The following is a 25905-nucleotide window of genomic DNA, read 5'->3' on the forward strand; positions in this document are numbered from 1 at the left end:
CTCATGCCTGCAGAACCGAACTGACGAGAAGCTGCGTATAAGGGTGCTGCGGATCATCCAGCACCTGATCGGTGAGGCCGCTTTCCACCACCTGGCCGCGGCGCATGACGAGGATGCGGCCGGCGAGCAGCCGCGCGACCGCGATATCATGCGTCACCAGAATGACGGCGAGGCCGAGGCGGGAGACAAGGGAGCGGATGAGGTCCAGCAGCCGCGCCTGGACCGAGACATCCAGACCGCCGGTCGGCTCATCCATGAAGACGAGGCGCGGGTGGGTCGCGAGCGTGCGGGCGATTTGCAGGCGCTGCAGCATGCCGCCCGAGAAGGTGCGCGGCAGATCGTCGATCCGGACGGGGTCGATCTCGACCTCCCGCAGCCAGTCGAGCGCGGCTTCGCGAATGCTGCCGTAATGGCGGGCGCCCTGGGCCATAAGGCGTTCGCCGACATTGCCGCCGGCCGAAACCCCCATGCGCAGCGCATCGCGCGGATTCTGCTGCACGAAGCCCCAGTCCGACCGGTGCAGCGCGCGGAGTTGCGGCGCCGGCATGGCATGCACGTCGTGCAAGGCGAGGTCAGGATCGCGATACAGAACCTGGCCCTGATCGGGGCTTTCCGCCCCGGAGAGGACTTTCAGAAGGGTGGTTTTGCCCGATCCGCTTTCGCCGACGATGGCCAGAACCTCACCCGGCCAGAGCGCCATGGAGACATGGTCGAGTGCGCGGATCGACCCGAACCGGAGTTGCAGGTCATGCGCTTCAAGCAAGGGAAGGGTCATGCCGCATCTCCCGCCGCATCGCCCAGTCTATCGGCGCAGTAATCGGTATCCGAGCAGACGAACATGCGACTGCCGCGATCATCCGTCACGACCTCATCCAGGTAGCTGTCGGTCGCCCCGCAAAGCGCACAGGCATGCGGCGCGCGCAGCAGCCTGAACGGGTGATCGTCGAAATCCAGCGGGCGGACGGTGGTATAGGGCGGCACGGCATAGATGCGCTTCTCGCGCCCGGCGCCGAACAGCTGCAGCGCGGGCATGCGGTTCATCTTCAGCGTGTCGAAGGCCGGAATGGGCGAGGGCGACATCAGGTAACGGTCATTCACCATCACCGGATAGTCGTAGGAGATGCTGACATGGCCGAAACGCGCGATATCCTCGTATAGTTTCACATGCATGAGGCCGTAATCGGCGAGCGCATGCATCTGTTTCGTCTCCGCCCGGCTGGGTTCGAGCTTGGCCAGCGGCTCAGGCAGCGGCACCTGATAGACGAGGATCTGATCCTCCCGGAGCGGTGTTTCAGGGATGCGGTGGCGGGTCTGGATGACGGTGGCATCGCGTGTCCGCGTTGTCGTTTCGACGCCCGCGACGCGGGAGAAGAAGCGGCGGATGGAGACCGCATTGGTTGTGTCATCCGCACCCTGATCGATGACCTTGAGCACGTCATCGGCGCCGAGGATCGCGGCCGTGACCTGAATGCCGCCGGTGCCCCAGCCATAGGGCAGCGGCATTTCCCGCGCCCCGAAGGGCACCTGATGGCCGGGGATGGCGACGGCCTTGAGAATGGCGCGGCGGATCATGCGCTTGGTCGGCTCGTCCAGATACGCGAAATTATAGCCGTTCATAGCGGCTCTCCCTCAGCATCGGCCGCCGGCTGCGTGCTGTGCCGTATCTTGCGGATCGTTTCGAGTTCGCTTTGGAAATCGACGTAATGAGGCAGCTTGAGATGCTCGACGAAGCCGGTCGCCTCGATATTGTCGCTGTGATAGAGCACGAACTCGATATTCTGTGCCGGAGCAGTGGCGTCTTCGCCCAATTCCTCGGCGCGCATGGCGCGATCAACCAGCGCCATGCCCATGGCCTTGCGCTCGCTATGGCCGAAGCAAAGTCCGTAGCCGCGAGTGAATTGCGGCGGCTCGGTCTTCGATCCGCCGAATTGATTGACCATCTCACATTCCGTCAGCGTGATGCGGCCGATGTCGATCGGGAAGCCGAGTTCCGGCGGCTCGATCTCAATCGCGACCTCACCCATGCGGATCTCGCCGACGAAGGGATGGCTGTTGCCGTAGCCGCGCTGGGTGGAATACCCGAGTGCGAGGAGGAAGCCTTCGTCACCGCGGGCAAGCGCCTGCAGGCGGATATCGCGTCCTGCCGGGAAAGACAGAGGTTCGCGCGTGATGTCACCCGGTATCGCGTCACTGGCGGGTTCCGCGCCCATCAGCCCTTCGGCGCGCAGCAGGTCCAGCACGCGCGGCGTGACGGCGGGCGGTGCCTCGGCATCGGGCTCGGCCACCGTTTTTGCTGCGGCCGGCGCCATGCCGCTGTCAGCCTCGGCGGCGAGGGAGAAATCGAGCAGGCGATGGGTATAGTCATAGGTCGGCCCCAGCACCTGGCCACCCGGCAGATCCTTGTAGATGGCCGATATGCGGCGATGGATGAGCATTGCACTGGTTTCGACCGGCGTGGAGGAGGCGAAGCGCGGCAGCGTGGTGCGATAGGCGCGGAGCAGAAAGGCGGCCTCGATCAGATCACCTTGCGCCTGCTTGACGGCGAGCGCGCCGAGGCCGCGGTCATAGCAGGAGCCTTCGGCCATGACGCGATCGACCGCACGGCCGAGCTGCTCGGCGATCTGATCGGTCTTGATTTCGGATACAGAGGTCTCGCCACGCCTTGTGCGCGCAAGCCAGTCATGGGCGGCGTCAATCGCACGCTCACCCCCTTTGACGGCAACATAAGCCATTGTCTTAGCCTTCCCCGATCCTGACGCTTCGCGGCAGGGCACAGAATGAAGAACCCGCACAGAGCAGGAGATCGACACCGCGCGGAAAGAGGCGGTGGTTCTGCTCCCACTGGGCGACGAAATCCGCAGGCAGACCCTGCGGCGCAATCATGATCGGCGTTTCCAGCCCTGGCCCGTAGAGCGTGAGCGGCGGCCCACCTGTGAGCGAGGGGACCTGGAGGATGATGGTAGCGCCGGTTTCGGGCGCGGCATCGGTGCCGGCATAGACCTCGGCCAGCGGGGGCAGCTTGGTCGCGCAGAGGAACGCGGCGGCGGCGGGATCATGTGCGCGGACAACGCCCGCATGAAAGCCAAGCCAGTCCCAGCTGCTGGACAAAGCCGCATCCAGCCAGAGCGAGACTTCGGCATCGACCAGTGTGAGCAGCACCGCGGCAGTCGCGGTCGCGAGGGGCGGGGCAGCGACGTCGCTGGTGAGCGTCACGATCTGACCGGGGCTGGACATGCTGCGCAGCACGAGGCGGAAGCAGGCCTGGGCTTCGGCGACGGGATCAATAAAGCCGGGTTTTTCGAGCGTCATGACCGCATCGTCGCCAATGTGAAGAAATCGACGCGGGTGGCTTCCGCCTCCGCGCGGGTGGCAGCCTCCGCGAGCGCAAGCGCCTCGGCCAATGGCGTGATCACCCGCGCCTCCAGCGCTGCGCTGTCCTCGGGGTCCTGCAGGGCAGCGTCGAGGGCGGCTGCGAGTTCCGCCTTCTGCCCGTCTCGCCCGGCGACATAAGCATGGCCGATTTGGCCGCGCGCGTTGCGAATGGTGCAGCGTGTGACCGTCATCTCTCCGAGATTGAACGGCGCGCCGCTGCCGCCCATACGACCCCGCACCATGACGAGACCGGCTTCCGGTCCGCGCAGGCGGGTGTGCTGCGGCAAGGCAGGCACAGAGGCGAGTTGCGCTTCGATCGCCGCGCGCTCCGCCCGGGCGAGGGTTGCCATCCAATGGCGGCGGCGGCTCAAGGAGTCCTGTGTCAACATCGTCACCCAGAATTCATCTAGACGTCTAGACATTACGGCTCGCCCGGTTAAAGTCAATGACAATCGGTTGACATCGATCGGGCGGCGAAAAGGAAAGGCTAAGTCATGGAACTTGCGATCACCGGCGGGCGGGCATTGTTGCCCGATCAAGGCCTGGTTGCGGCTGATATCGGCGTGCAAGGCGGTCTCATTGCTGAACCCGGCGACGCCAGGCGCCGCTTCGATGCGACGGATCTGCTGGTTCTGCCCGGCATCATCGACCTGCATGGCGATGCGTTCGAGCGGCAGGTGCAGCCGCGTCCAGGGGTGAGCTTTCCGATGGATCTGGCGGTGGCCGAGACCGAGGCGCAGCTGCTCGCGAACGGCATCACCACTACCTTCCATGGTGTCACTCTGTCCTGGGAGCCGGGGCTGCGCAGTGCCGAGACGTGGACGAGCCTGCTGGCGGCGCTGGCCGCACACCGTCCTCGACAGAGCTGCGACATGCGCATTCACCTGCGCTGGGAGGCGTTCAACCTGCCTGCGCTGGATCTGGCGCTGGCCGCGATCGCGCGCGGCGAGGTGCATCTGCTGGCCTTCAACGATCATACGCCCAGCATTCTGCGCAAGATGGCCGATGCAGCGGCAGGCGCGAAATACAGCGAGCGGGCAGGCATGAAGCTGGACGCCTTCCGTGCCCATGCCAATGCCATCGGTGCGCGGGCGGATGAGGTGCCGGCCGCCATGGCCCGCATGGCGGAGGCTGCAAAGCGCGCCGGCATTCCAATGGCAAGCCATGATGACGCAACGGTTGCTGACCGCGACGCCTTCCGGGCGATGGGGGCCCGCATTTCCGACTTCCCGATGAGCACGGAGGTGGCGCAGGCCGCGACCGAGGCGGGCGACCGCGTCATCATGGGCAGTCCCAATGTCGTGCGCGGCGGATCGCATATGGGCTGGTCGGGGGCGGCCGAGACGGTGGAGGCCGGGTTCTGCCAGATTCTGACGAGCGATTACTTCTACCCGGCGATGCTGCGGGCGGCCTTCCTGCTTGGCGAACGTCATGGTGCAGAGGGGTTGGCGCTGCGCTGGCCACTGATTTCGGCCAATCCCGCCGCCGCGGCAGGCCTCTCCGATCGTGGCCAGATCGCGCCTGGTCTGCGCGCTGATCTGGTGATCGTCGCGCGCGATCCGGCGCCGCATGTGGTGGCGACCATCGCGGGCGGGCGCCTGGCCTATCTCTCGGCCGAAGGGGCTGCCCGCCTGCATTGAGATCCTTTGCCTAGGCAATCCGCTGCCGCAAGGCAGCGGAGATGCGCTCGGCGCCGATGACGATGATGAAGGTCAGGACGAGCAGCATCGAGACGGTGCGGTATTGGAACAGGTTCATGGCCGTCAGCAGCTGGAAGCCGATGCCGCCGGCACCGACGAAGCCGAGGATGAGCGAGGAGCGGATATTCTCGTCAAGGCGATAGAGCGTGATGCCGAGCAGGGAAGGCATGACTGTCGGGATGACGGCATGGCTGAAGACGGCAAGACGGCCGGCACCCGTCATGGTCAGCGCTTCCACCGGTCCCATGTCGATATCCTCGATGGTTTCAGCAAAAAGCCGGCCCATCATGCCGAGGCTGTGGATGACGATGGCGAGTGCGCCAGGAAAGGGGCCGAGGCCGACGGCGGTGACGAAGATGAGCGCCCAGACCAGATCGGGCACGACGCGGGCGAGGGCGATGAGGCCGCGCGCCAGGAAATAGAGGGGCTTCGCCGGCGTGGTATTGCGGGCGGCGAGGAGGGCCACGGGCAGCGCGAAGACCAGCGCGACTGCTGTGCCGAAGATCCCCATGTCGATTGTCTCAAGCGCCGGCCAAAGTGCATCGGGCAGGCCCGCGAAATCAGGCGGGAAGGAGCGGTGCAGGATGTCGGCGATGCCGGCGGCGCCCGTGATGAGATCCTGCGGACGCGCATGGACCACGAAGGCGGATTGAATGAATAGAGCCGCGCCCAGGAAGAGCAGGACGAAGGTCATGGGATGCAGGCGGTGTGGCGCCCCCGCGCGGCCCTTGGGCCCCGGTGCGGCCGTCGTCTTCAATGCAAATCCGTTCATGCGGGCACGGCCTCGGATGCGGCCTTGGTGTAGAGGGATGCAACATCAACCTCCTGCACTTCGGCGGGCTTCTGGTCGAACTGGACGCGGCCGCCCTTCATGCCGAGGATACGATCGGCATAGCGGCGGGCGAGATCGGGCTGGTGCAGCACGCAGAGCACGCCGAGCCCGTCTTCATGGGCCAGCCGGCGCAGCAGGCCCATCAATTCCTCGGAGGCTTCAGGGTCGAGGCTTGCGACCGGCTCATCGGCGAGCAAAGCCAGCGGCCGCTGTGCCAGCGCGCGGGCGATGGAGACGCGCTGCGCCTGACCGCCCGAGAGGGTGCTGGCCCGCTGTTCGGCGAAGGTGCCGAGGCCGACTTCTTCCAGGCAGCGCTGGGCGAAGGGACGTTCGCCCTGTGGCAGGCGCCCGAGCGCGCTCATCCAATTGCGATGGCGGCCCAGCGTGCCGGTCATCACATTGGCGATCACCGAGCGGCGTTTCACGAGATGGGCGCTTTGGAAGACCATGCCGAGCGCCATGCGCGCCTCGGCGAGCGGACGGCCGGAGAGCGCCGTCATCGGCGTGCCCGCGACCTCCACACGGCCCGACGTCGGCTGCAGCATGCCGGCGACACAGCGCAGCAGCGTGGACTTGCCGCAGCCATTGGCGCCAAGAATGACGACCAATTCGCCGGCATTCAGGGTGAAGCTTGTATCCGTCAACGCCATGCGCCCCGTGGGGTAGCGCATGGCCAGGCCGGAAACCTCAATGAGCGGTTTGCTCATGAACCCAGCTTGTTGAGGTCAAGATGCAGCACGGAAACGAGGCTGCGGATGCCGTCATAGTCCTTGTCGCTGATCGCCACATAGCCTTTGCCCTTGAGGCCGATGACCTTGAGGTCGGCGGCAGGAATGCTGCTGAGGTCGAGATGCTGAAGGACCTCCGTCAGCTTCGCCTTGAAGGCAGGCGGCAGGTTGCCGCGGACGACGACCGGATCTTCCGGGATCGGCTGGCTGGTCCAAAGCGTCACAAAATCGGACGGGTTGTAGATGCCGGCGTGCTGCGCGGAGAGAATTTCCTGGCTGTTGATTTCGCCCGCTTGGACCTTGTGATGCAGCAGCGCTTCGTAGCTCGCGGTATGGCTGCCGGCATAGACGGCCTTGATGCCGTTATCAGGGTCGATGCCGACGCTTTTCAGGGCATAGGCCGGGAAGAGATGGCCCGAGGTCGACGCCGGATCGGAATAGGCGAAGGTATGACCGGAAACGTCCTTGAGCGTGGTGATGCCGGAACCGGGCCAGGTGACGACGCTGGCGGTATAGGTGTCGGGCGTGCCATCCGGCTTCGCATAGGTCGCGACGACTTCTGCGCCGGCCAGTTTCTGAGCCAGAATATAGCTCAGGGGCCCGAATTCGGCCATATCGACCTTGCCGGAGCGCATGGCTTCGATGGTCGCGTTGTAGCTGGTTCCGATTTCGAGATCGACCGGGCAGCCCATCTTCTCGCTGATGAGATGGGAGATCTTATGATAGAGCGGCACGAAGGCGGCCGAGGCGTCGAAGGGGATGACGCCATAGCGGATGACGCCATGCGGGCAGGGGCTGGCGGCCTGAGCTGCCGCACCGGTCGTGATGAGAGATGCCAAGCCAAAAAGCGCGGTGCAGGCGGCGCCACGAAGCAGTTTGCGCATAGGGACAGGTTCCTTCGCTTTGCGCCATTGTGTGGGGCGGCGCATAGTCGGTCGCTATCTAGCCCGAACTGCCTTTGAGCTTTTTGACATCTAGATGAATATCCGGGTGCCGGCGGCGGTTGCGGACCGTGGGGCGGCGCAGGATAGTGCGGCGGGGCCGCCGCGCGCGGCCGTTGCGCGGAAAAGGGTCCCAAGCATGACGGTTGCGGCTGTGCGGCACTTCCTGGCGGAGAACGCCCCGGATATCAGCATCATCGAGCTGGACCAGGTGACGGCGACGGTCGCCCAGGCGGCGGCGGCGCATGGCGTGGAACCGGCACAGATTGCCAAGACATTGTCGCTGCGCGTGGGTGACCAGGCGCTGCTGATCGTGACGAGCGGCACGACGCGCCTCGACAACCGCAAGGCCAAAGCGGTTTTGGGGGGCAAGGCGCGCATGCTGAATGCCGAGGACGTAGTGGCGATGACCGGTCACCCGGTCGGCGGCGTCTGTCCCTTTGGGCTGCCGAACCCTTTGCGGATTTTGTGCGACCTCTCTTTACGGCAATTCGCCGAAGTCGTGCCGGCGGCGGGCGCGGTCAATGCGGCTTTGCGGATTGCCCCGGATCGTCTGGCCGCCCTGGTCGGCGCGGAATGGGTCGATATCTGCGAAGCCGCGAAGGAAGGCTGATTGACAGCGGACCACACCTGGCCTCATCCTTCCCGTCACCAAGGGGTGCCCCGACAAGGGGCTGAGATACCGCTGGCGCTTCCAGATGGAAGGCAGTGCGGTGACCCTGCCGGCGCGCCGCAGGGCCTGCCGGGGAACCTGATCCGGATTATGCCGGCGGAGGGACTGGTACGGATGAAGACAGGCGCGCGTTCTCTCTCTATGCCCTTGTTTTCGGCCGCTCCATCTTCTCGCTCGGCGAGGAGGTATTTATGCCCGATGATCATCTGGCCCCCCTTGCCCTGTCTGTCACAACAGGACCGATAACGGGGTCGCGCAAGCGCTATTCCACGCCCGACAATTTTCCTGAATTGCACGTGCCGTTCCGGGAGATCGCGCTCGATCCCGCGGCGGGAGAAGAGCCCGTGCGGGTCTATGACACATCCGGTCCCTATACGGATGATACGGCGATCATCGACCTGGCCCAAGGCCTGCCGAAGCGGCGCGACGCCTGGCTGGAGGGTCGCGGTGTCGCGACCGTCCTGCCGCGGGCGGTCAAGCCCGAGGATAATGGATTTGCTGAGGGCGCCTATCTTGTCGCCCCTTGCCCGGCCGCGCATCGCGTCAGGACCGGTGCAGATGGGGCCTTGGTCACGCAACTGGACTTCGCCCGCGCCGGCATCATCACCGCGGAAATGCGCTATGTGGCGCACCGTGAAAACCTCGGTCGCGCGCAGCCTGTGGCCGGTGCCGCGGAACGCTGTGCCGATGGCGAGGATTGCGGCGCTTCCATCCCCGATTTCGTCACGCCGGACTTCGTGCGGGATGAAATCGCGGCGGGGCGCGCCATCATTCCTGCCAATATCAATCACCCGGAGCTGGAGCCGGTCATCATCGGCCGCAATTTCCTGGTGAAAGTGAATGCCAATATCGGCAATTCGGCGGTGACATCCTCGGTCGCCGACGAGGTCGAGAAGCTGGTCTGGGCCACGCGCTGGGGCGCAGATACTGTGATGGACCTGTCAACGGGCCGCAATATCCACAATATCCGCGGCTGGATCTTGCGCAATGCGGCGGTGCCGATCGGCACCGTGCCGCTGTATCAGGCGCTGGAGAAAGTCGGCGGTGAGCCGCAACGTCTGAGCTGGGAGGTGTTTCGCGACACGCTGATCGAGCAGGCGGAGCAGGGGGTGGATTATGTCACCATCCATGCCGGCGTGCGCCTGCAGCATGTGCCGCTGACAGCGAAGCGCGTGACGGGGATCGTCTCGCGCGGCGGGTCGATCATGGCGCGCTGGTGCCTGTCGCATCATCGCGAGAGCTTCCTCTATGAGCATTTCGCAGACATTTGCGACATCATGCGGCGCTACGATGTGTCTTTCTCGTTGGGCGACGGATTGCGTCCGGGCTCCATCGCGGATGCGAATGATGCCGCCCAATTCGCCGAATTGGAGACGTTGGGGGAACTCACGAAAATCGCCTGGGACAAGGGCTGCCAGGTGATGATCGAGGGACCGGGCCATGTGCCGATGCACAAGATCAGGATCAATGTCGAGAAGCAGCTGCGGGCATGCGGCGAGGCGCCCTTCTATACGCTGGGGCCGCTGACGACCGATATCGGCGCCGGCTATGACCACATCACCTCAGCGATCGGGGCGGCCATGATCGGTTGGTTCGGCACCGCGATGCTGTGTTACGTGACGCCGAAGGAGCATCTCGGCCTGCCCAACCGGGATGACGTCAAAACCGGTGTCATCACCTACCGGATTGCGGCCCATGCCGCCGATCTCGCGAAGGGGCATCCGGCGGCGCGGATCAGGGATGATGCCGTCAGCCGGGCGCGCTTTCAGTTCCGCTGGCAGGATCAGTTCAACCTGTCCTTGGACCCGGATACCGCACGGGCCTTCCATGACGAGACCCTGCCTCGCGAGGCGCATAAGGCGGCGCATTTCTGCTCCATGTGCGGGCCGAAATTCTGTTCCATGCGCATATCGCAGGATCTGCGCGAGGAGGCCGCGCGGCTGGCCGGGCTTGACCAGAAGCGTGCCGAATATCGTGAGCGTGGCAGCACGCTGTACCTGCCGGAGGATCAGAGCCTGTGAGGGATGCCAAGCCGTCCATCTTGGCGTAAAGGGCGGGGATGAGCTGGTCAGGTCAAAGGCGGGGCTATCACCACGGCAATCTGCGCGAAGCGCTGATCGAAGCGGCGCAGGTGCTGATCGCCGAAGGCGGGCCCGCGGCTTTCACCATTGCCGAGGCCGCACGGCGCGCTGGGGTCAGCCCCGCCGCGCCGTATCGCCATTTCCGGGATGCGGAGGCGCTCCTCGCGGAAGTCGCATTGCGTGGCTATGAGCGGCTGGCCGAGATGCTGGTCAGGGCCTGGGCGGGCGGCCGGCCGACGCCCCTGAGCGGGCTGGAGGCGATCGGCCGCGCCTATCTGGATTTCGCCCGGCATGAACCCGCCTTCTATGCCGCGATGTTCGAGGCAAGATTGAACACGGAGGACCATGCCGGGCTTCTATCCGCCAGTGAGCGCGCTTTTGCCGTGATGCGGGAGGCGGCGGAGGCGGTGGCGACGGCCTTGCCCAAGGGGGATCGTCCGCCGCCGCTGATGGTGGCCCTGCATCTTTGGGCCATGGCCCATGGCGTGGCCGCGCTGTTCGGCCGCCGCGACGGCAGCCGCCGCACGCTGCCGATGTCGCCTGACGATCTGCTGGAGGCCGGCATTCTTGTCTATTTGCAAAGCCTAGGCCTGGCCGGCAGCCGCCGATAGAGCCTGTGCGGATCTGCAACCGTCTTGACGATCAGCGCAGCGGTCCCTAATGTAAATGTGCCTTACATTCACATGGAGCCACATCATGTCTGGCGCGGCTAACCAAGGCGTTTTCGGGCAGACCCCGACCTGGCTGCAAGATGACCGGGCCTATGCGCTCTGGGCCATCTCGCGGCCGCTTTTCGTTGCAGGTGCCATTGTCGGCTTTATGCTGTGGTGGCCGCTCGGCATCGCGCTTTTGTTCCTGGCGATCTGGAACCGGCGCCTGGGGCGTCTGCTATTCGGCATGGAACCGGGCGGTGGCCGGCGTTTTCGCTGCGGCGGCTGGGCCAGTGGCCCGGTTGGTCCCTGGGGCCGGCGGCCAGGATCGGGACCATCTGCCCGTGCATCAAGCGGCAATCAGGCTTTTGACGATTATCGCGCAGCCACATTGCGTCGGCTGGAAGAAGAACAGGCCGAATTCACCAGCTTTCTGGACCGTTTGCGCTTTGCCAAGGATAAGGCGGAGTTCGACCAGTTCATGACCGAGCGCCGCGCCCGGCCGGAAACGGGTGACGATAAGGCACCGTCCGATCAAGGCTGACATCGCGCGCCGGCCGGCGGCTGGCACGGGACGCTGATAGACAAAACGATTGTCCCATCAGGCTGTCACGCCTGATGGGCTTTTGCGGTGGGGCCGTCGTTCCGCCGTGCAAGGCGGACGTGTCGTTGATCCGCCATGTGACAGTATCATGTCAATTTTCCTATGCCCGCGCTCGCAGCGATGCTAGCCATGGCGGATCATGAATCGCGATCCTCTCGCCAAAATCACGCCCTTCCCGGTTGCAGAGCGTTTTGGAACGCAGGTCCGCCCGGCGCTGCCACGTCTCTCTCGCGGTAAGACGGCGGGCGCCATGCGCCCCAGGCCAATCGACGGCGTGTTTGCCATGGCAGACGGCGCGCTGCTGCCCTTCCGGGAATGGCTGCCGCGCGCGGCGCCCCACACCGTTGTGCTGGCGCTGCATGGGATCAATGACAGTGCCGATGCCTGGGAGGCACCCGCCGCGCATTTCACCGCGGCCGGTATCGGCATCATCGCGCCCGATCAGCGCGGCTTCGGTGCCGCATCGGGCGGCGGCCGCTGGCATGGCACCGAGCCACTGGTCTCTGACGCGGAACAGATGGTGCGGACCGTGCGTGCGCGCTTTCCGCATGCGCGGCTGTTTCTGGCCGGCGAAAGCATGGGGGCGGCCGTGCTGATGGTGCTGGCGGCGCGCAATCCCGATCTGGCTGTATCGGGCTATGTGCTGAGCGCGCCAGCGGTTTGGGGACGGACGGAAATGGCGGCGCTGCACCGCCTCTCACTCTGGTGGGCACATAAAACCATTCCCTGGCTGCGCCTGAGTGCGGATCGTCTCGGCATCAAGCCCAGTGACAATCACGAAGAAATCAAGCGCATGCGGCATCCGAGCCTGAGGCAGCCCTCGGCCAGCATCTATGCCTTGAAGGGGCTGGCGGATTTGATGGATGCGGCGCTGAGCACGGCCGGGCATAACCGGCCGCCGACGCTGTATCTCTACGGTGGCAAAGACCAGCTGGTGCCGAAGCGGGCCATGGCCGCCTGCTGGCGCCTGGAGCGGCAGCAGCGCCGTGAGCATCGCGTTTTTGCCTATTACCCGGACGGCTATCACCTGCTGCATCGGGACCTGGCCGGCAGCAGTGTGACGCTTGATGTCGTGCATTGGCTGATGAATCCGGGCCAGCCCCTGCCCTCTGGGGCGCATCGTCGGGCTGAAGACTGGCTCGACCGTAGGGCCGCCTGAACCGACCGCGGCCGGTGCAGGTCGCTTCAGGCCATTTGCAGATCGAGCTTCATGATCTGCTCCTGGGGGATAACCGCGGGCAGCGACAGAATACCGATGATTCGCTGGTCGATCATGATCACGCTTTCAATATAGGAGCGTGACACGGTTTCACCGGTGTCCGGGGTGCCTTGCCGCATATCCTCGGTGACGGCGATGATATCCGACACGGCATCGACCAGCAGCCCGACGGCCTTGTCTCCCAATTCCACGACGACCACGACAGAGGCCTGGGTCGGTTCGCGGTTGGGCAGGCCAAGACGTACTGCCAGATCAACGATGGCCAATACGGTGCCACGGAGATTGATCATGCCCTTGATATAGAGCGGCGCATGCGGCAGCGGTGTGGAGGTGATCCAGCCGCGGATTTCCCGAATAGCCATGATGCTCATGGCATACTCCTGATCACCTACGCGCACGGAGAGAAGCTGATTTGCTTTATCATGCTGCACGGCTGCGCCGATTTGCGGCTGCTTTGACATCAACCAAACCTACTTTCTGTCTTCGCCTAAGGAGATAGTGAGACTAAAACGTCGCGCGGTCCTAACGTGCTTGTGCCGTGGCGGATGGCATCGTCCGAATCTCCGTTTCTGTATCGTGGCCTATCCCTACAGGATGGTCTCTTAAAAAAGATCCAGCTCGCCGGAGGCTTGTTGGTTGGGGTCCGCTTCCTCACCCATAAGCTTATGCGCAAGCTCAGCGAGTTTTACCTCCTGCAATGCGGAGGAAGAGTTAACAAAGCAGTTTGCCGGGACGGAATCATTGAGGGACGTCATGAATGTGGATATGGCGTTGAGGCGCTGAGACATGAGATCAAGCGTCTGCACGTTCCGCACATAGTCGTCATTCGTCGCGATTTCGTACAATGCCGGGCTCAGCAACGTTTGGAGCTGTTCAATCGTCACGCCAAGCTCTCCAAGTTCGGTCGCGATCGCGTTAAGAATGGGAACGAGCTGCGTCGTCTGGTCCATGGCGGGGCTTTCGCTAAAACAATTCAATGTCACCTGTCTGACCAGCTGTCTTTGTGACGGATGTCTTATATTCATCCTGAAATAGGGGCTGAGACTGAGACTCGCCTTGCAGAAATACCTGCCGCGCGCGCCCGCTGACGGGCCAGAACTGAATGCGCCGCCCATAATCGCCGCGCAGGCTGCCGCCCTGAATGGGAATGCCTTCGGCCTGCAGGAATTTCTCGGCAAAACCGGCGTTCAGATTACCGACATCGGTCAAGCCACGAATCATCCGCGCCCCACCGAAAAGCTTGGCCCGCAGACTGTCCCGGCGTGCGCCGCGGCGGAGCAGGGCATTGACGAGCAACTCCATCGCATGAACGCCGTAACGCGCGGAAGGCCCAGGGTTTCGCGCATCCACGACCTGACTTTCGTCACCGGGGAGAAGAAAATGATTCATCCCGCCATAGCCGCTGACAGGGTCCCACAGGCAGGCCGCGATGCAGGAGCCAAGAATGGTTGTCAGAACGGCATCAGGGTTGTTGTCAACATGCTGCTCGCCCTGGACGACATGAATACGGACCGGACTGCCGGTTGCACTATGTCGCCCGCTCATACTTTCTGCGCCGAGACTTGCTGGCTGCTCGCCATGCGAATGATGCGGTCGCCGATCTGCTCCAAAGGCAACTGCCGCACCACCGCGCCGATTTCAAAGGCCACGCGCGGCATGCCATAGACGACACTGGTTTGTTCGTCCTGGCCGATCGTGTCGCAGCCCGCATTGCGCAGGGCGAGCAGCCCATCGGCCCCATCGCGCCCCATGCCGGTGAGGATAACGCCGATGGCCCGGTTGCCGACGGAACGCAGAACCGAGGCAAACATCACATCCGCCGAGGGCCGATGACCATTGACCTTGGGACCCTGGTGCAGCCGGCAGCGCAGCGGGCCCGAGGTGCTCAGCTCTAGATGATGATCCCCTGGCGCCAGATAGATGCTGCCAGGCTTGAGATGCGCGCCATCGCTCGCCTCGGTCACCGAGGCGGCGCAGATATTGTTGAGACGGTTGGCAAAGCTGCGCGTGAAGGTCGGCGGCATATGCTGCGTTATAATCGTCGGGGGGCAGTTCTTGGGGAAGGACGATACGACGGTGATAAGCGCTTCGACCCCGCCCGTAGAGGCGCCGATGGCGACGATACGGTCATCGGGCTGAAAACTTGACCGATCCTCCCGAATGACATTGGTGAGCTTCCGCATGCGCCGCCGCGAGGTCGCAGCGGCCTTCACCTTCTCCGGCAATTGCTCAAAATCGTCCGAATCCCCTGCGCTCGGCTTCGCGATACAGTCAAAGGCCCCGATTTCGAGCGCCCGCAGCGTTATATCGGCGCCACGCTGGGTCAGCGACGAGATCATGATCACCGGCGTCGGCCGCAGGCGCATGATTTTGTCGAGAAACTCGATACCGTCCATATTCGGCATTTCGATGTCGAGCGTGATGACATCGGGGTTGAGCAGCTTGATCGCCTGCCGCGCCTCATGCGGGTCGGCGACCTGGCCGATCACCTCAATGGTCGGATCTGACCGCAGCCGGGCCGCTATGACACCGCGCATAGTTGGAGAATCATCGACGATAAGGACGCGCGTGGTCATGATTTCGATGCTTGTTTTGGAGAGAAACGATAGGTGGTAATGCCCTCACTCTTAAGAAGTCGTTCTGCCGACCCCGTCACGCGTTCGGAATGACCGATATAAAGCGCGCCTCCCGGTTCCAGCAGAGGCGCCATCCGCTCCCAGATTTTGGCCTGGGTGTCATGATCGAAATAGATGACCACGTTGCGGCAAAAGATGGCCTGGAAGCGGCCGCTCATCGGCCAGGAGCCGATCAGATTGAGACGGCGGAAGGAGACCAGGCTGCGCAGCTCATCACCCGCCTTGAAGGCGCCGCTGCCATTGCTGAGAAACCAGCGCGATCGCAGCGCAGTGGGAATGGACTCCGCGGCGGAATCCGAATAGATCGCCTCCTGTCCGAAGGCGATCATATTCGGGTCGATATCGGTCGCCAGAACTTTGATATCGTACCGTCCCGCATCCGGCATGACGCCCAGGATGGTCATGGCGATGGAATAGGGCTCCTGTCCGCTGGAGCACGCCGCCGACCAGATGCGGACGCGGCCGCCTTTCTTGGCGAAGGCCACCAAGGGAGGCAGGATTTCGCTTTTCAGATGGTCGAAGTGATGCTGCTCACGGAAAAAGCGGGTGACATTGGTCGTCAGCGCGGCAATCATCTCGCCACGTTCGGTCTCGCCATTGGCACTTTGGATGAGATCGCAATATTCCCGGAAGGTCTTTAGACCTAAAGCGCGCAGACGCTTCGCCAGGCGCGAATAGACCAGATTGACCTTGTTCTCGCCAAGGGAGATGCCCGTCTCGGACAGGAGGATTTGCGCAATCGTGCGAAAGTCAGCCGCGCTGAAGTTGAATTCACCCTCGCTGACGAGATCACTATTATTCATCAGGCGGCAACCGCGCTTTCGGGCGGCAGAACATGATCAAGAGAGATCAGGCTGATCATGCGTCCATCCACCGGTATGAGGCCGCGAACAAAAGAGCTGACTGATTCGGAAGAAATATCCGGTGCGGGCTGGATATTGCCGTGATTGAGGGTGATGATATCGGACACAGCATCGACCAGAATGCCGATCTGCTTCTGCTCGATCTGAACCACGATGATGACGTTCCGCGCGGTCGGTTCTGCCGAGGGCAAGCCAAGGCGCACGGCAAAATCGACGATGGGCAGCACGGCGCCGCGCAGATTGATCACACCTCTGATATAGCGGGGCGCCTTGGGCAGCATCGTCGCCGAGGTCCAGCCGCGGATTTCGCGGACCGAGGTCACGTTGATACTGAATTCCTGCTTGCCAACGCGAAAGGCGATCAGCTCGCGGATTTTGCTATCGATTTGGGAGATATCCGTGGCGGCTCTCATGTCTAGAAGACCTGCGATACGGTGCGGGTAAATTCCGGCCTGCCGGAATCGCGCGTGGCGGAGACGATGGTGTCAACGTCAAGAATGAGTGCGACATGGCCGTCACCCATGACGGTTGCGGCGGCGATGCCGTAGACCGCACGATAATTGGCTTCGATGCTTTTGATCACGACCTGGCGCTGACCTTGAATCTCATCGACCAGAAGGATGGCGCGATTGCCGCCTTCGCTTTCCACCAGCAGAGCGACGGCCTGGTCGGGCACGGTGATACGGTTGCCGAATTCTAGAACCTCGGCGACGTCAACGATCGGCACATAGCCGCCGCGCAGCGCCAGAACGGAGGTGCGATTGTCCAGCGGATACATATCCGCGGGCGCCGGCCGCAGGGTTTCCAATACGGCCGCCAGGGGCACAATGAGCGTCTGGTCGGAGGTTTTGACCACCATACCGTCGAGCACCGCCAGGGTCAGCGGCAGGCTGAGGGTGAATGTCGAACCCAGGCCAGGCCGAGAGGCGATGGAGATACGGCCGCCCATTGCCTGAACCGACCGCCGCACCACATCCATGCCGACGCCGCGGCCCGAAATATCGGATATCGCGCTGGCGGTGGAAAAGCCCGGCAGGAAGATGAGGTTATCGACTTCGTCATCGGTCAGCTGCGCATCAGGGCTGATCAGCCCATTCTCGATGGCTTTCTGCCGCACGCGGGTCCGGTTGATGCCGGCACCATCATCAGAAACTTCAATGACGATTCGGCCGGAACGATGCAGTGCCGACAGGCGCACCAAACCTTCGGCCGGCTTGCCCGCCGCGATGCGGCCTTCCGTCGATTCCAGCCCATGGTCGATCGCATTACGGATCATATGGGTCAAAGGATCGGCAATGCGCTCGATGACGGTCTTGTCGACTTCCGTGCCTTCGCCTTCCGTGACCAGCCGCACCTGCTTGCCGGTATGGGCAGCCAGCTCCCGCACCAGACGCGGCATGCGCTGAAACACTGCCCGTACCGGCTGGGCCCGAATGGCCATGACGCTGTCCTGAATCTCGCGCGTCAGAGCTTCCAGCTCCTCCAGCGCCATGGCCACCGCCGAGGTGCGCGCGAGACCGGCTTCCAGAACACGTTGGCTCACCATCGCTTCGGTGATGACGAGTTCACCCACGAGATCGATCATCCGGTCAACGCGATCGAGATCGACACGGATGGTGGCGCCGACCGTCGCCGCGCTCTCCGCCTGGGCCGCCATGGCTTCAATCGGGCCACCGCTTGCGGCGGGCATGCCTGCGGTGTCCTGGCGGCCCGGCTGGCCGCCCTCCGCAAGGGCCGGCAGGGCTGCTGCCGCAGGTGGCTCATCCGCAGGCATATCCTGCCCACCCGCATCGAAGAAGCTGAAGTCGGGGCGTTCAAAGAGGTCGAGATCGCACTCATCCTCGACAAAGTCGAAGACGGCGCGGATGGCCTTTTCATCGCCTTCCGTCGCCAGGGTCACCGTCCAGCTCAGATAGGCCGCTTCAGGATCGAGTTCGGCCAGATCCGGCAAGGCGCTGCTGTCAATATCGACCTCAGCCTCGCCCAGAGCGGAGAGTTCCCGCAGCAGCAATGCGGTTTCATTCGCATTGGCATAAAGGCTCGCCTTCGGTGTCAGGCGAATGACCCATGTCCGCAGATTGGCGGAGCGCGCCACCGGGGCGGCCGCAACGACCGGCGCGGCAACCGGTGCCGCGGGGGCAGCCGCCTTCGCCTCGCCACCGCCGCCTGCCGCCAGGGCGCCGAATTCCGCCACCAGATCCTGGGTGCGGGCATCGCTCAGCGTCTCTCCCTTGCGGGCGGCGCGGACCAGATCCATCAGCGCATCCGCGGCGCGGAGCAGCAGGGACATGACCGTCGCATCCGCAGCGAGGCGTCCGCTGCGCACCGCGTCCAGCGTCGTCTCGAAGACATGGGCGAAGCGGACCAGCGCGTCGAGCGCGAAAATGCCGGCCCCGCCCTTGATGGAATGGACGGCACGGAAAACGGCATTGACGGTTTCCGCATCGGCCTGGCCACCTTCCATGCGGAGGAGGCCGGATTCAAGTTCCGAGAGCTGTTCTTCACATTCCTGGAAGAACACATCGCGGATTTCAGCCATCGGATCTGGTGCCATAGTGTGACCTCAGGCCGCTACACGGCGGATTGCATCAACGAGCTTGGCGGGATCGAACGGCTTGACGATCCAGCCGGTGGCGCCGGCGGCTTTGGCGCGACTTTTCTTATCGGGATCGGCTTCGGTGGTCAGAACCAGAATGGGCGTCGCGCGCCGATCCATGTCGCGCCGCAAAGCTTCGATAAAGCCAAATCCATCGAGCCGCGGCATGTTGATATCGGTCACGATGACGTCGGGTGTCTCGCTCTTGAGAACTTCCAACCCATCGATGCCATCTTCGGCCTGCAGAACGCGGAAGCCGGCCGCAATCAGCGAATGCTTCAGCATATCCCGCATGGTCCGCGAATCATCGACGGTGAGGACGGTCAAGGCCATCGACTCTATCCTTCTCCATCAGAGAGACTGCCTGCAGGAACGCCGAGGAGTTTCAATCCGGCGGCCACCTCACGCGAGATTTTCTCGACCGAAAACTTTTGATTGTCGGCCTGCCAAGCCGCCTGGGCGGCGAGGAGCACCTGCAATCCGAGGCCGCCGACGCGTTCCACATTCCCGGCATCGACGCGCAGTGCCTGGCCGCGCACGGCCAGGAACTGCTGTTGCAAAGCCGCCGCCGACTGGAGATCGAGAACGGCGGGGAGGTGCAAGGTTTCTATGGGAGGTCTCCGCGGTTGCGTCTGGAATGACAGAGGGCTTCGCCAAAAGTCGTCTTACTGAGAGGCATCCACTGCTGAGCGGAGCGAAATCCTCTGTGCCGAGGCAGTTATAAGGAAACTTTCCTAATTTTCCCTGATGCCCACGCGAAAAGATCCAAATGTTAAATCATCCAGAGAAGTCACTATATTTTCGGGGAACCATGGTTGCACAGGCCATGGGAAAAGCAGAGCAGCCTGTCGCTCTGTCTTATTTCGCGGGGAGAAATTGCTTGACGACATAGAGCAGCTGATTCGGCTGCGGCGGCTTGGTGAGCCAGCCCGACGCACCGGCCGCCCGCGCCTCATCCCGTTTGCGGCCATCCGCTTCACCGCTCAAGACGATGATGGGTGTGAATTTGGAACTCGACGATTTCCGAGCTTCCTTGATAAATTCAATGCCATCCATTTCCGGCATATTAAGATCGGTCAGAATTACGGACGGCTTCAAGCCGTTCGTCAGCTCCGCGATCCCTTCCTTGCCATTGCCTGCCGTCGTCACTTCATAGCCAGCCTTGGATAGAATCTGCGCCAGGTTCATCACCATGGCGGCTGAATCGTCCAGGATCAATATCATCGCCATCTGCGTGTGGCCTCTTCCCCGCTGTTTGGGACCTTCAGCGCGGTAATTGCTGACGGCGGAGTAGTTACAAAACGGTGCATCAAAGACAGAAAATTCTTATCGTGCTCTCATGCCACCCGATCCATTTACGATGTTGTTCATATATGAAGTATGAACTTAATAATTTCCTAATAAATACATTAACGTCGCAGTAAATCTCGGTCGATATTATAAAAAACATAAAGGCATCTCGCAAGGTCATTCTCGGATACAATAGTCTATATTGCCTTATCACAGCTTCGCATTCATGGCTGGTCGTCCGAATCGGATATGGTCGGGCAGCCGGCCATGGGCTGGTGATATCGCGATCTGGTTGAGAAAATCTTGTGGCGGGCAGCATCGCGCCTTGCACGTTTTGGGTTAGGGTACCATGGGTCTGCTGCAAGAAGAGATTGAACACGAATCGCTGGATCTTCTCGCATCGGCGCTCACCCCGCAGCTGCGGTCGGCGCTGATGGAAGGCCTGTCCGATCCGATCATGCGCAAGATTGCCTTTTCCTTGTCGCAGCGGATGCGCTGCCCGGTACAACTGCTGAGCTGCGTCAATGGTGTGATCAGCCACGATACGGCGCTCTCGGCGCTTCCCGATGTCATGCTGGCCGGCATTGCGGACCTTGCCCCCTTGCATGGCCGCATCATCATCGCGGTCGAAGGCGATCTCATCGGCACGGTCGTCGATGCGATGTTCGGCGCGACCAGTTCCGATTTCGTCATGCGCAACGATCTGTCCGCGATGGAAATCAGAATAGGCAAGCAGATGATCGAACTCACGCTTGACGGCATCGCCGACGTGCTCAGCAGCTTTTCAGCACTCAATTGGCAGATCGTGCAATACGAGACGGCCGTCAATATGCTGGCGATCGCCGATAAGCAGGACTGGATGATTTCGACCACCGGCATATTTGAGACCTCGCTGGGAATAGGCTCCATCCGCGCGATCATACCCTATTCCGCCCTCGAGCCCTTCGAGGCCAGGGTGACGTCGCAGACCTGGCTGATCGGGCCAGCATTGATCGATCATCGATGGACCGCAACGATGGCACATCTGACGGCCAGTACCCTGGTTGACATTGCATTTGACATCGTCCGCACGCAGGTGCCGCTGGGTGTGGTGCGGCGGCTGAAGCTGAACCAGGTATTGCCTATCACGCTCCTGCCGCAGGCGGTCGCCTATTCCAGCGGGCTGGATCTGTTCAATGCCGATTACGGCCAGGTTGACGGCGTCGTCTGCTGTCGTCCGATTGCGGGCAATAGCGATCTGTTCCTGGCGCGGTCGCAACGTCCCTTGGAAAAGCCCAAAGAACCCCTGTCCCTGCATAAGCTCCATCACAGCCAGGCGAAATCGGATCTTGGTCCGGCATCGATTGTCGATCGGGTCTTGGTTGATTTGACGGTTCGCCTGGGCGATACCAGCATGACGGTCGGAGGGCTGACGGAATTGAAGGCCGGCGAACTCATTCGGCTGGAGCAGCCAATGGAGGAACCCCTGCCCATCTCCATCGGTGGCCGGCATTTTGGCCAGGGAGAAATCGTATCGGCGGGGGGCGGCCGCTATGGGCTGAAGATTGTCGAACTGGCGCCGACCGGCGAGATGTGACGCCGAGACCGGTTGATAATCCGGGCCGGCGGCAGGATGTGAAAAACCTTTAGGCCTCTGCCAGCAGACCAGGCGGATCGATGGCGCCCGCGGCACGGAGCTGAGCCAGGGAAGCGGTCAGGGAACGGGCCAATCCGTCGGCGCGCCTGTACCCAGACAGGCTATGGGTCATGATGCCTCTCAACCTAAGTTCGATATCACGAATGGCGCGTGCAAGGTCACGCTCGCCGCGCTGCAATACGGCAAGCGACAGCTCTGCCAGATTGCGCACCTTCATGGATGTGAGATGGTCGCGCATCTTGTCCAGGATCGGCCTGGCAGCGGCGAGGGCCATATCCAAGCGCAAGGCCATGTCGGCAATGGCGGGAGGCCGGCCCGTGAGCAGAAGCGTTTCCAACGAAGCGATCGTTTCATGAACCGCATCCAGCGCCACGCGGGCAATCTGGATGGAATCGCCAAGGCCGAGCAACTCGTCAGGTGCGCCGGTCATGGCAGGTCTTTCTATGAAGGCTTCAACTGGGCATGCGCTGAAGTGATGGCGCTGGCGAGAGTATCCGGGGAAACAGTAAATAAATTGTTTTGGATGGCCGATTTGAGGGTTTTCACAGCCTGGGAATCGATGCCGGGCGCCTGCCGCGCATTCGACAAAAGCTGCGCCGAGATCGTCGCATTTTGCGTGAGCGTAACGGCCTCGTTCGCCGCAGTCGCCTGGCTATGGTTCGCTTGGCCCGATACTTGTGCAGGTGGCGGAGAGCTTCCCGACGTGGAAACCTCATGCGCCAATTCATTGCCAGAGTAGGGGCGGATTCCGCTGGTCATCGCCGTTCCGATGCTGATTCAGCCAATTTGATGAATTCGCTGTCCAGGACGCGAAGCGCCCCGTCGAAATCATCAAGCGGCTTTGGATCATTCTCTATATTGGCGTCAAGCAGGGCCAAACGCAAGGCGCTATAGATGCGCATCAGCGACTGGCCGAGCGCATTGTCATGACCGGTATCGAGAATGCCGGTCATGATGGTCAGTAATTGGTCAGCACGCGACAGCATTTCCGCTTTCGCCGTCATATCGCCTTCCTCAATGGCGCGCTTGGCCTTGCGGCCATAGAGGCGGAGCGCACGCCAGCCAGGGCGCAGCCAATCGACCGTCGGTTCGCCGTCGAACATGGTCGCGCGATAAAGGGTGGAAGTTTCGGTCATCGCGCGATCACCCTGTTGAAGAACCGGAGGTGCTCAGGAAGATATTAAGATAAGCTTGTGTTATCGAAGCGGACGACGATTTTGTTTCGGCAAGCGAATATTCGTTAATGAGATTTTGCAGATTCGCGGAATTTTGCTTGGTGATCTGCTGGATTTCACTATTGATCGAGGTGACCTGCGCATTCAGTGAGGTGGTCTGCGCGCCGATCGAACCGCTGCCGCTGCCGCTTTTGGTGCCGCCGATCGCGTCCTTGGTGATGCTGGTGAGAGACGTGTAAATCTGGGACACCAGTTTTTGCACGCCCGTCGGATTGCTGGCATAGGCCTGGCTGAAGGTGCCGCTATCGAATGAGACGGCGCCGGTACTGCTGACGGTCAGGCCAATGGCATTGGCGGAGACACCTGATGCTGCTGCGCCGGAAATGGCCGACACCAATTGATTGGACAGGTTGGTCGCCGTGAAATTGCCGAGAAGCGGTCCGGCTGATGCCGCTTTAGCACCCGAGCCACTGCCGGTGGCCGCCGTATATTTGATTTCGCTGGCGATGCCGGAAATGGCGGAATTGAGTGAGGTTGCAACCGATGACAGGGCCGAGGTCAATCCGCTTGTGGAACTGCTGACGGACAGCGTCGTACTGCCGGAACCGGCCAAGGTGATGGTCAATCCCTTGATAGTATCGGCCAGACTATTCGTGGCATTGGTGACGGGAACGCCGTTCACCTTCAGCGTCGCGTCAGCGGCCTTTTGCGCCACCGTCCATGATCCGCTGGTCGTGGCGCTGCCGGTCGGATTATAGTCGAAAGCGGCCAGCGCCCCGGTGCCGCTGACCGTGAAGGCTTGCGAACTTCCGGTTGTGCTGCTTTGCAGAACGAGGCGCGCTCCAGTGCTTGAAGTGACGATGGAGGCGCTGACGCCATCGCCCGCTTTGTTGATGGCAGCGGCGACGCCGTTCAAGGTCAGGCTGCCGGAGCCAACGGAAATGGATTCGGTTTTGCCGTTCTGAACGAAGGTGAGCGAACCTGCACTGGTACCGATCGATGCCGATGCGCTGCTTTTCAGGCCGGTATAGATCGTCTCGGCCGCCGCCTTATGGACATTGGACAGCGTATAGGTGCCGATGGTCGCGGAATTGTTGGCCTTGACGGTGGCGACGCTGGAACTGGTGGAAGCCGCGCTGCGCGAAGACAGCGTGCTGAGATCGCTGATTCCAGAGAGAGACTTCGACAGTGATGAAATCGTTCCCTGAATAGTGCCCCAGGCAGAGATTTGGGTCGTCTCGGTGGTGATCTGGCTCTTGAGCTGCGTAATCGGCGCCTGTAGCCGCGTCTCGTATTGCGAGATTTGGCTTTGCACGGTGGCGGAACTCAAAGAACTGATCGTCATGACCTTACCTCAAGATGGAAAGGCTGCGCGGCCGAGAGGAGGGCCCCCGGCCGCGCAGGTGGTTACGGCAGCAGCGACAGATAGGACTGCTGGAGCGTGGTGGAGCTTTTCAGCGCCGCGACACCCGCCTGCGCCTGAATCTGCGCCTGGGTCAGCTGGTTGCTGACCTGCGGGATATTCGCATCCTGGACGACACCGAGAGCGCTGGTGACGTTCTGGCTGCTGGTATTGAGGTTGTTGATACTCGCGGTCAGTCGCTGCTGCGCCGCGCCGAGCACGCCGCCCTGATTGTTCAAACCCTGCAAAGCGAACTTCACAACGTTGATGGCGGTATTCGCCCCTGACGTCGTCGTCACGTTGATATCGGAGAGTGAGGTGAGATTGGACGAGGTCTTCAGACCGATATCCGAGCCGTTCGTCAAGCTGAAGGCTGCGCTAGACTGGAAGGCGACCTGGCCCTGGATGGTGCCGCTGGCATTGGCACCACCGACTGTCACCGAGGTACCCTGGCCAGCCGCGGTCAGGCTGCCGGAGGAGAAATTGGTGAAGCTGATATTCTTGCCATTCGCCTGGGTCAGGGTCACGGCGGTGCCGGCCTTGTTGACGGTGGCGGAAATGCCCGTGGTGCCGGTCTGGCCGTTAATCTGCGAGGCGAGGGCCGAGACGCTCGCGGCGTTAACCGTCTGCGCGCTGCCGCTCCCCTGGATTTTGAACGCGAAGCCGCCATTGGTCCCGGCCGTGGCGGTCAGGGTGAGGGTGTTGGTGGCTTGCGCCGTTACGCCCGTTTTGGACGCCAGATTGTTGACGGCGGTCGCGATGCTCTGCGCCGACTCATTGGCCGTCACCGCCACAGATCCGGTATTGCCGTTGTTACCGGTATATTTCACGGTCCCGGCGGTGAATGCGCCGGTTGTGCCGGTGGTCAATACGCCTGTCGAATTGCCCGCGCCATAGATGGTGGCTGAAGCGGAGGACTGGTTGAGGCCAATGGCATTGGCACTGGTATTGCCAATCGACAGGCTCTGGGTCTGGCCTTCATTGGCGCCGACCTGGAACTGCACACCGCTGAAGCTGCCGTCGAGCAGGTTGATGTTGTTGAACTGCGTCTGCGAAGCGATGGTGGTGACCTGCGCGGTGAGCTGCGTCACCACGCTTTGCAGCGATTGCGAGCCGGCCGAGCTTTGCGTGCCGTTGGCGGCCTGCACAGCGATGGAGTTGAGCTGCTGGACAACGCCGATCTGCTGCTGCAGTGCGCCCTGCGCCGTCTGCAGCAGGCTGACACCCTGATTGGCATTCGAGACGGCCTGGGTGAGGCCGTTCAGCTGCGACGTGAAGCCTTGCGCCGTGATGTAGCCAGCCGGATTATCCGCAGGCGAGTTGATCGACAGACCACTGGACAGTTGCTGTTCCAGCGAATTGTTGAGGTTATTGGTAGCGGTAATCGAGTTGAGCGCATTCAGTGCGCCCTGGTTGGTCAGGATCGAGCCTACGGCGGACATCTTCAGCTCCTTTGGTTCGGGTTGCCGTGCCCCTCTATTCGGGGAGCCAGCCCAAACTTTTCCGC

Annotated in this window: 30 protein-coding genes; 7 read left to right on the forward strand and 23 right to left on the reverse strand. The window is 62.3% G+C overall.

Annotated elements, in window-relative coordinates; all coding sequences use genetic code 11:
- Window position 1: 1 nt before the first annotated feature.
- From phnK to phnG, 5 genes are read right to left on the reverse strand one after another with little or no spacing between them, the layout of a single operon-like run.
- Entirely contained in the window at window positions 2–775 is a 774-nt protein-coding gene (phnK, locus tag AC3G7M_RS06165; protein WP_489214828.1) for a phosphonate C-P lyase system protein PhnK, read from the reverse strand.
- Entirely contained in the window at window positions 772–1617 is an 846-nt protein-coding gene (locus AC3G7M_RS06170; RefSeq protein ID WP_489214829.1) for an alpha-D-ribose 1-methylphosphonate 5-phosphate C-P-lyase PhnJ, read from the reverse strand. Before AC3G7M_RS06170 ends, phnK begins: the two co-directional genes overlap by 4 nt.
- Window positions 1614–2732, reverse strand: coding sequence for a carbon-phosphorus lyase complex subunit (locus AC3G7M_RS06175; protein WP_489214830.1), 1119 nt, complete (start codon window positions 2730–2732; stop codon window positions 1614–1616). Before AC3G7M_RS06175 ends, AC3G7M_RS06170 begins: the two co-directional genes overlap by 4 nt.
- A gap of 4 nt (window positions 2733–2736) precedes the next feature.
- Complete coding sequence (gene phnH / locus AC3G7M_RS06180) at window positions 2737–3309, reverse strand: phosphonate C-P lyase system protein PhnH (protein WP_489214831.1); 573 nt, start codon at window positions 3307–3309, stop codon at window positions 2737–2739.
- Window positions 3306–3761 (reverse strand): phosphonate C-P lyase system protein PhnG, encoded by a 456-nt coding sequence (phnG, locus tag AC3G7M_RS06185; RefSeq protein WP_489215974.1) that lies wholly within the window; start codon window positions 3759–3761, stop codon window positions 3306–3308. Before phnG ends, phnH begins: the two co-directional genes overlap by 4 nt.
- A 105-nt stretch (window positions 3762–3866) precedes the next feature.
- Here phnG and AC3G7M_RS06190 point away from each other — a divergent pair, with 105 nt between their 5' ends.
- A complete protein-coding gene (locus AC3G7M_RS06190) occupies window positions 3867–5012 on the forward strand; it encodes an alpha-D-ribose 1-methylphosphonate 5-triphosphate diphosphatase (protein WP_489214832.1) in 1146 nt (381 codons plus the stop codon).
- A gap of 10 nt (window positions 5013–5022) precedes the next feature.
- Here the strand turns inward: AC3G7M_RS06190 and phnE are convergent, their stop codons facing one another.
- From phnE to AC3G7M_RS06205, 3 genes are read right to left on the reverse strand one after another with little or no spacing between them, the layout of a single operon-like run.
- Entirely contained in the window at window positions 5023–5844 is an 822-nt protein-coding gene (phnE, locus tag AC3G7M_RS06195) for a phosphonate ABC transporter, permease protein PhnE (protein ID WP_489214833.1), read from the reverse strand.
- Window positions 5841–6611 (reverse strand): phosphonate ABC transporter ATP-binding protein, encoded by a 771-nt coding sequence (locus tag AC3G7M_RS06200; RefSeq protein ID WP_489214834.1) that lies wholly within the window; start codon window positions 6609–6611, stop codon window positions 5841–5843. The genes phnE and AC3G7M_RS06200 overlap by 4 nt, the downstream gene beginning before the upstream one ends.
- Window positions 6608–7516 carry a phosphate/phosphite/phosphonate ABC transporter substrate-binding protein gene (locus AC3G7M_RS06205; RefSeq protein WP_489214835.1) on the reverse strand — a complete coding sequence of 303 codons (909 nt, stop codon included), beginning with the start codon at window positions 7514–7516 and terminating at the stop codon, window positions 6608–6610. Before AC3G7M_RS06205 ends, AC3G7M_RS06200 begins: the two co-directional genes overlap by 4 nt.
- A 196-nt stretch (window positions 7517–7712) precedes the next feature.
- Here AC3G7M_RS06205 and AC3G7M_RS06210 point away from each other — a divergent pair, with 196 nt between their 5' ends.
- The 5 genes from AC3G7M_RS06210 to AC3G7M_RS06230 all read left to right on the forward strand — a co-directional run bounded on the left by AC3G7M_RS06210 (window position 7713) and on the right by AC3G7M_RS06230 (window position 12740).
- Window positions 7713–8186: a YbaK/EbsC family protein gene (locus tag AC3G7M_RS06210; protein WP_489214836.1), complete on the forward strand. Its 474-nt coding sequence runs from the start codon at window positions 7713–7715 to the stop codon at window positions 8184–8186.
- 251 nt (window positions 8187–8437) lie between these two features.
- Window positions 8438–10267, forward strand: a complete 1830-nt coding sequence (gene thiC / locus AC3G7M_RS06215; protein ID WP_489214837.1) for a phosphomethylpyrimidine synthase ThiC — start codon at window positions 8438–8440, stop codon at window positions 10265–10267.
- 38 nt (window positions 10268–10305) lie between these two features.
- Complete coding sequence (locus AC3G7M_RS06220) at window positions 10306–10938, forward strand: TetR/AcrR family transcriptional regulator (protein WP_489214838.1); 633 nt, start codon at window positions 10306–10308, stop codon at window positions 10936–10938.
- A gap of 85 nt (window positions 10939–11023) precedes the next feature.
- Window positions 11024–11521, forward strand: coding sequence for a DUF2852 domain-containing protein (locus AC3G7M_RS06225; protein ID WP_489214839.1), 498 nt, complete (start codon window positions 11024–11026; stop codon window positions 11519–11521).
- A gap of 310 nt (window positions 11522–11831) precedes the next feature.
- Entirely contained in the window at window positions 11832–12740 is a 909-nt protein-coding gene (locus tag AC3G7M_RS06230) for an alpha/beta fold hydrolase (protein WP_489214840.1), read from the forward strand.
- A 26-nt stretch (window positions 12741–12766) separates the two neighbouring features.
- Here the strand turns inward: AC3G7M_RS06230 and AC3G7M_RS06235 are convergent, their stop codons facing one another.
- The 10 genes from AC3G7M_RS06235 to AC3G7M_RS06280 form a co-directional block, all read right to left on the reverse strand.
- The gene (locus tag AC3G7M_RS06235) at window positions 12767–13171 is read right to left on the reverse strand and encodes a chemotaxis protein CheW (RefSeq protein ID WP_489214841.1); all 405 of its coding nucleotides are present in this window, start codon (window positions 13169–13171) and stop codon (window positions 12767–12769) included.
- A 231-nt stretch (window positions 13172–13402) separates the two neighbouring features.
- Window positions 13403–13750: a DUF8776 family protein gene (locus AC3G7M_RS06240; RefSeq protein ID WP_489214842.1), complete on the reverse strand. Its 348-nt coding sequence runs from the start codon at window positions 13748–13750 to the stop codon at window positions 13403–13405.
- A gap of 13 nt (window positions 13751–13763) precedes the next feature.
- Window positions 13764–14345, reverse strand: a complete 582-nt coding sequence (locus tag AC3G7M_RS06245) for a chemotaxis protein CheD (RefSeq protein WP_489214843.1) — start codon at window positions 14343–14345, stop codon at window positions 13764–13766.
- On the reverse strand, window positions 14342–15376 hold the full coding sequence (locus AC3G7M_RS06250; protein WP_489214844.1) for a protein-glutamate methylesterase/protein-glutamine glutaminase: 1035 nt from the start codon (window positions 15374–15376) through the stop codon (window positions 14342–14344). The genes AC3G7M_RS06245 and AC3G7M_RS06250 overlap by 4 nt, the downstream gene beginning before the upstream one ends.
- Window positions 15373–16239 carry a CheR family methyltransferase gene (locus AC3G7M_RS06255; RefSeq protein ID WP_489214845.1) on the reverse strand — a complete coding sequence of 289 codons (867 nt, stop codon included), beginning with the start codon at window positions 16237–16239 and terminating at the stop codon, window positions 15373–15375. The genes AC3G7M_RS06250 and AC3G7M_RS06255 overlap by 4 nt, the downstream gene beginning before the upstream one ends.
- The gene (locus AC3G7M_RS06260; protein ID WP_489214846.1) at window positions 16239–16712 is read right to left on the reverse strand and encodes a chemotaxis protein CheW; all 474 of its coding nucleotides are present in this window, start codon (window positions 16710–16712) and stop codon (window positions 16239–16241) included. Before AC3G7M_RS06260 ends, AC3G7M_RS06255 begins: the two co-directional genes overlap by 1 nt.
- 2 nt (window positions 16713–16714) lie before the next feature.
- The gene (locus AC3G7M_RS06265) at window positions 16715–18838 is read right to left on the reverse strand and encodes a chemotaxis protein CheA (protein WP_489214847.1); all 2124 of its coding nucleotides are present in this window, start codon (window positions 18836–18838) and stop codon (window positions 16715–16717) included.
- A 24-nt stretch (window positions 18839–18862) separates the two neighbouring features.
- A complete protein-coding gene (locus AC3G7M_RS06270; RefSeq protein ID WP_489214848.1) occupies window positions 18863–19228 on the reverse strand; it encodes a response regulator in 366 nt (121 codons plus the stop codon).
- Between the two features lie 5 nt (window positions 19229–19233).
- Complete coding sequence (locus tag AC3G7M_RS06275; RefSeq protein WP_489214849.1) at window positions 19234–19497, reverse strand: STAS domain-containing protein; 264 nt, start codon at window positions 19495–19497, stop codon at window positions 19234–19236.
- A gap of 256 nt (window positions 19498–19753) precedes the next feature.
- Entirely contained in the window at window positions 19754–20125 is a 372-nt protein-coding gene (locus tag AC3G7M_RS06280; RefSeq protein WP_489214850.1) for a response regulator, read from the reverse strand.
- Between the two features lie 409 nt (window positions 20126–20534).
- On the opposite strand from AC3G7M_RS06280, the gene AC3G7M_RS06285 reads away from it, so the two are divergent.
- Window positions 20535–21761 (forward strand): FliM/FliN family flagellar motor switch protein, encoded by a 1227-nt coding sequence (locus tag AC3G7M_RS06285; RefSeq protein WP_489214851.1) that lies wholly within the window; start codon window positions 20535–20537, stop codon window positions 21759–21761.
- Window positions 21762–21810: 49 nt separating this feature from the next.
- Here AC3G7M_RS06285 and AC3G7M_RS06290 read toward each other — a convergent pair whose 3' ends face one another.
- The 5 genes from AC3G7M_RS06290 to AC3G7M_RS06310 form a co-directional block, all read right to left on the reverse strand.
- A complete protein-coding gene (locus AC3G7M_RS06290) occupies window positions 21811–22251 on the reverse strand; it encodes a hypothetical protein (protein WP_489214852.1) in 441 nt (146 codons plus the stop codon).
- Between the two features lie 11 nt (window positions 22252–22262).
- On the reverse strand, window positions 22263–22580 hold the full coding sequence (locus AC3G7M_RS06295) for a flagellar biosynthesis anti-sigma factor FlgM (RefSeq protein ID WP_489214853.1): 318 nt from the start codon (window positions 22578–22580) through the stop codon (window positions 22263–22265).
- Window positions 22577–22957: a flagellar protein FliS gene (locus tag AC3G7M_RS06300; protein ID WP_489214854.1), complete on the reverse strand. Its 381-nt coding sequence runs from the start codon at window positions 22955–22957 to the stop codon at window positions 22577–22579. The genes AC3G7M_RS06295 and AC3G7M_RS06300 overlap by 4 nt, the downstream gene beginning before the upstream one ends.
- A 7-nt stretch (window positions 22958–22964) precedes the next feature.
- A complete protein-coding gene (gene fliD, locus AC3G7M_RS06305) occupies window positions 22965–24341 on the reverse strand; it encodes a flagellar filament capping protein FliD (RefSeq protein ID WP_489214855.1) in 1377 nt (458 codons plus the stop codon).
- A gap of 62 nt (window positions 24342–24403) precedes the next feature.
- Entirely contained in the window at window positions 24404–25840 is a 1437-nt protein-coding gene (locus tag AC3G7M_RS06310) for a flagellin N-terminal helical domain-containing protein (protein WP_489214856.1), read from the reverse strand.
- Window positions 25841–25905 lie beyond the last annotated feature (65 nt).

This window comes from Acidisoma sibiricum (assembly GCF_057837225.1).